Raw genomic sequence first — 4,669 nt, 5'->3', positions numbered from 1 at the left:
GGTTTTTTCGATTTCAGGGTAGATTGTAAGTTCCGGGAAATTCTCCTGCAGATTTAGATGTACAGCATCTGTGAACACAGGGTCATTTACAAGGACAGGATAGCCATGCAGTATATCAAGCTCGTAGTCAGGAAAGCCTGAAAATTCTTCTCCTGGCTTTGCATATCTTTTTACTACCTCTTTCAAACACCCCTTTATCGTCCTGTCAATTATATCCGTGGTCTCCCTATCAAAAGTCCGGTAGCTTCCAAGAATCTCTACAGTATCAGGAATTCTATTGAACTGGGCTCCCCCTTGAATCCTTCCTACTCCAATGATATACTTATCCGGTTCAAGCTGCTTTTCCAGGGCAGGATAAAGGCTACTCATAAAATCCGTTGCCATTCGGACGGGATCAATGCAGCTTTCAGGCTTTGAGATATGACCTCCCTTTCCTATGAGGCTGATTTCGAACCTGTTTGTGCTTGCCATATAAGGCCCTGGACGGATGCCCACACTTCCTGATTCATGGTTGGTAAAAATGTGCATGCCCATAACCGCATCTACACCCTCAAGCCCTCCTTCTGCAATTACCCTTTCTGAACCTCCTGGAGGAATCTCTTCTGCAGGCTGGAAAATTAAGCGGACTTCCCCTGGAAAGTCTCTGTTTTCCTGAAAAAGTCGGGCAGCTCCAAAAAGCATTGCCATGTGCCCGTCATGTCCGCAGGCGTGCATTACTCCATCGTTTCTGGAGATATAGTCGCTATTTCTTTCAGTTAACTCTTCCTGTACCTGCAATCCATCTATGTCTGATCGAAGGGCAATACAGGGACCAGGTAATGTCCCTCGGATGCTTGCAAGTACACCGGTATCTGCAATTTTTCTGGCTTCTATTCTCAGTTCTCCAAGTATTTTCAGGATTCTTTTCTGGGTGTCATACTCTTCAAAACTGAGTTCGGGGTATCTATGAAATTCGCGCCTGAGCTCTATAATCCAGGCTGTAAGAATGTCTATACTTGGGTTCTTTCTCAAAAGCATTACCTCGGAGTTCTGCATCTGCAGTCTAGTCCGTTTACCAGTCCGCGCTGTTTATTAATCTGTAATATTTATTGCTGTTATGCTACTATTCATAATATTGTTGTCTGTAATATCTACTGATTTTAATATTAAATAGTTTTTATCTAGGGTGTCCGGTTCTAAATACTTTATAATACTTTATTTACGTCTTATTTATTCATCAGCATATTTCTTTTAATATCTGTAACTCCAGTGTTCTATCTATTTATTAAACTGTTTTATTACTCAATTTTATTGCGTCATTTGCTTCGCAATTAAAAACCTGATTTTTATATACATGAATGATATAATACATTCCCCGCTATTTATTATAAATTAATATAAAGTCCAGCAGTAAAGGTTCCTTAATATCCGAATATTCTTAGGTATTCTTATAAGTCTCAGGGATGGTACAAATGCTCAAAACACGTCTGAGGGATTTTCTTGTTACGAAAAATAACTGGCTTTTTGCGGTTTCCGACTATTTCCGCAGTGATGGAATCCGAGCCACGCTCCGCTACGTGCCCGATGAGAACGGGGAGAGAGAGTTAAATGGAACACGATATAAAAAATACGATTTTGGTCCGGCTTTCGAGTTCATGAGGAAGCACAAGCCTGAATGGGTGCAGGATGTTCATATAGTTCCTGAATCCGAGGTAAAACAGGTGCTTCGCCCCTCCAATGTTGTTCCTGAGCTTGTAAATACTGACAGCCGCGTAAGGGCGATTGTAAAAGCACTTGATCTGGCAGGCATTCCCAGGACAAGCATGGGTGTTACAGGCTCGATGCTTGCAGGTCTCCAGAATGAAAACTCAGATATTGATTTTGTTGTCTACGGTCCTGTATGGTTCAGGGCAAGAGATGCCATAACCGCTGCAAAAAAACAGGAAGGGCTTATTGAAGAAATCGATGAAGAGATGTGGCAGAGAATCTACAGGAAAAGGATTCCCGATATTTCATTTGACGAATTCATGCTGCATGAATCCAGAAAAGGCAACAGGGGCATGGTCGAGGGCACTTATTTCGACCTTCTTTTCGTAAGGGAGTGGGATCAGATAAAAGAGCCTCTTCTGCGCGGAAAAGATACCGTTAAAATGAAAATCGAAGCAAGGGTCAAGAATGCTGACTTTGCCTTTGACAGCCCTGCTTATTATAAGGTAGAACACGATGAAATCGACCACGTGCTTTCATATACCCATACCTACGCAGGTCAGGCGCTTTCAGGAGAACTTATAGAAGCTTGCGGAGTTGTCGAAGAAGTAGGAGATATCAAGCGGCTTGTCGTGGGTACCTCAAGAGAACCAAAAGGTGAATGGATTCGATCCCTTACATGGCTTGAGCAGTGTGGATATATTTGAGAAAGAGAAAAAGGCAGATTAAAAGAATGTAAACTTATACTTTAGGCAGTATGGGCGGGGGAATGGTTGGGATGGAAGATACACTAAATTCGAAGAGAGCTGTTTTTTTCCAGGTTATCTCTTTATCTTCAATGCTGCATATAAAACTAGTAATTCGCCCGCTACAAAAATCGCTTCAAACCCTGGAGAGCTCTCCTTTCCTTTCTTTTCCATATTTGACGCAGGAAACCCCTGATTTTCCTTGTCAGCCTGTTTTTCTTCGTCCTGGTTTTGATTTACTCCTACTTTTGATGAAGAAATTTCAATCGATTTGGTTCTTTCCTCAATGCTTGAGATTGCAAAGGGAGAGAACCCCGGTGTTTCTGCGGTAAAATAGAAGTAAACTTTATCTTCTTTACTAAGGGTTGTGGGTAATGGACTCCATGTATTTCCATTATATCTATAAAGGACTATAATGCTTTCACTGACCGCCTGCTCGGTAATCCACACTTTGCTCACCCTGAAACTTATTCTGGAATTTTCAAGATTTTCAGGGCTTGAAAGGCCGCTGTTCCCGACCCAGACGTTTACGTTTCTATATACAGTTCCCGGAGCAGGCTCCTTAACTATTGAAGACGTACCTTTCAACATTTCTACGATAGCTGTTATTTTTCCGAAACTTTTTTTGGGGTCAAACTCTACAGTGACGATATCATTTGTCCCGCTTTTAAATGTAAAGCATGTATGAATGCCTTTGAAAACTCTCTCATTCGAGATTTCCTTTAATTCGATGTTCCGGTTTGGCTCTGGAGAGCATGTGCCTCCCCCACCTCCACCTCCTCCCCCACCTCCACTTCCTCCACTTTCTTCATCCTCCACACTTTTTCCACTTTCTTCCGAAATGGAAGGCATCTCGGTCACAGTTATATATCCTGTTTTTATTTTGATATTATTCCCATAAGTATTGTTAGTCGCCTTTAAGATGACCGTGTAGGTACCAGGGTTTTCATAAGTGTAAGCCGGACTTTTCTCGTTTGAGTCAAGGTTTCCGTCTCCGTCAAAATCCCATTCCCACGAATCAGGATTGAAGGCAGATAAATCCGTGAACTGAACAGTCAGGGGCGCAGTGCCAAGGAGAGGACTTGCGGAAAAATCGGATTCAAGCAGCTGGGGCATGACAATTATTTCTGAAACTCCTTCCACAGAGGTTGCAGGAACAGAATAAGCGGAAACCCTGCCTGAAATTGTAACGTTTCCAGGCTTGGAATTCGAAGGTACAGTCACATTATATACAACTGACCTTTCTTTTCCTGCTGAGAGATTGTCAATCCAGACCCATTCCAAAGTCGATGCTTTGAATGTACTGGTTCCCTCAAACATGGCTCGATTATTTTCAGACTGTTTTACCTGCCATCCATCAGGGAGATCTTCATCGAGAGTCAGGGCTTCAACATCATGGTTTGCCTTTATATATATGGTTACAGTAAAACTTTCACCCGGATAAACCGTTTTGGCAGAGACTTCCCTGCTTGCTTCTATCCCTGCGGCTGAGGCAGGGAGAATTGCCCAGGCAAGCAAAGATATCAGAACAAAACATGAAATAAAGCCTGAGAGTTTACTCTGGCTTTTAGTCCTGAGGATCTTAATAATACTCATAAGAAGGTTAATAATACTCATAAGAAGGGTCCTTAATAATTTTCGATTTTTTCTTTGAACTGGTTAAATTTATTTATTGCGTCTTTGTGTATTTATGTCTTGATGTGTATCATTACGCCTGTGTTTCGCCCTTGTTATTTGCTCTTTTATTTTGGTAATCAAAATTAGAGTTTTCAACGTCTATTGTCTTCGAAAAATCGGGAAGTCTGAAGAGGATACAGATATGAAACCAGATTGAAAACCGAATGGGTAACTTCAAACTTATTTGCAGTCATAGCCAAATATAAATAAAGAAGTCACCTAATTTTCTTTTATGAGAATAAAGAAAAGTTACATCTGGCTTATTCTGGCTTCAAGCCTAATTTTAACTGCATCTGCAGCTTTCGTGTATCCTGGTTCTGCTTTGCATCCTGATTCTACTGGAAACGCAGCTCAAGCAGATAGCTCTGAAGTTGCACTTAACGGGATTGAATCAAGTTCGAGCGTTGTTACCAGAGTACAACACCCGAATCCACTGGAAATTTTTAAGGCAGGGGCTGCGGCAACAGACTCAGGTACTGAGGTTACTGTTTATAACAACAATCTTGCTCTTGTAAAAGAAAAGAGGAAACTTGAGCTTGCTTCCGGGGTCAACAGGGTAG

General features: G+C 41.7%; 3 protein-coding genes and 1 pseudogene. 2 read left to right on the top strand and 2 right to left on the bottom strand.

Annotation, left to right across the window (positions count from 1 at the left end):
• Positions 1-1,035, bottom strand: a 1,035-nt coding sequence (locus tag BP861_RS05430; RefSeq protein WP_292373342.1) for a M20 metallopeptidase family protein, incomplete at its 3' end; no start/stop codon positions are given.
• 416 nt (positions 1,036-1,451) lie between these two features.
• Here BP861_RS05430 and BP861_RS05425 point away from each other — a divergent pair.
• On the top strand, positions 1,452-2,393 hold the full coding sequence (locus BP861_RS05425; protein ID WP_292373340.1) for a nucleotidyltransferase domain-containing protein: 942 nt from the start codon (positions 1,452-1,454) through the stop codon (positions 2,391-2,393).
• A 114-nt stretch (positions 2,394-2,507) separates the two neighbouring features.
• Here the strand turns inward: BP861_RS05425 and BP861_RS05420 are convergent, their stop codons facing one another.
• On the bottom strand, positions 2,508-4,049 hold the full coding sequence (locus tag BP861_RS05420; protein WP_292373338.1) for a PGF-pre-PGF domain-containing protein: 1,542 nt from the start codon (positions 4,047-4,049) through the stop codon (positions 2,508-2,510).
• A 292-nt stretch (positions 4,050-4,341) separates the two neighbouring features.
• Between BP861_RS05420 and BP861_RS05415 the strand changes: the two are divergent.
• Positions 4,342-4,669: pseudogene (locus tag BP861_RS05415) on the top strand (DUF4139 domain-containing protein); the annotation flags it as partial.

Origin of the sequence: Methanosarcina sp. UBA411 (assembly GCF_002495725.1) — an archaeon.
Lineage (GTDB): Archaea > Halobacteriota > Methanosarcinia > Methanosarcinales > Methanosarcinaceae > Methanosarcina.
This window is presented reverse-complemented; position numbering and strand designations above follow the sequence as displayed.

Coding starts and splice junctions, on each gene's coding strand:
- BP861_RS05425 (WP_292373340.1), top strand. CDS start 1,452: ATGCTCAAAACACGTCTGAGGGATTTTCTTGTTACGAAAAATAACTGG.
- BP861_RS05420 (WP_292373338.1), bottom strand. CDS start 4,049: ATGAGTATTATTAACCTTCTTATGAGTATTATTAAGATCCTCAGGACT.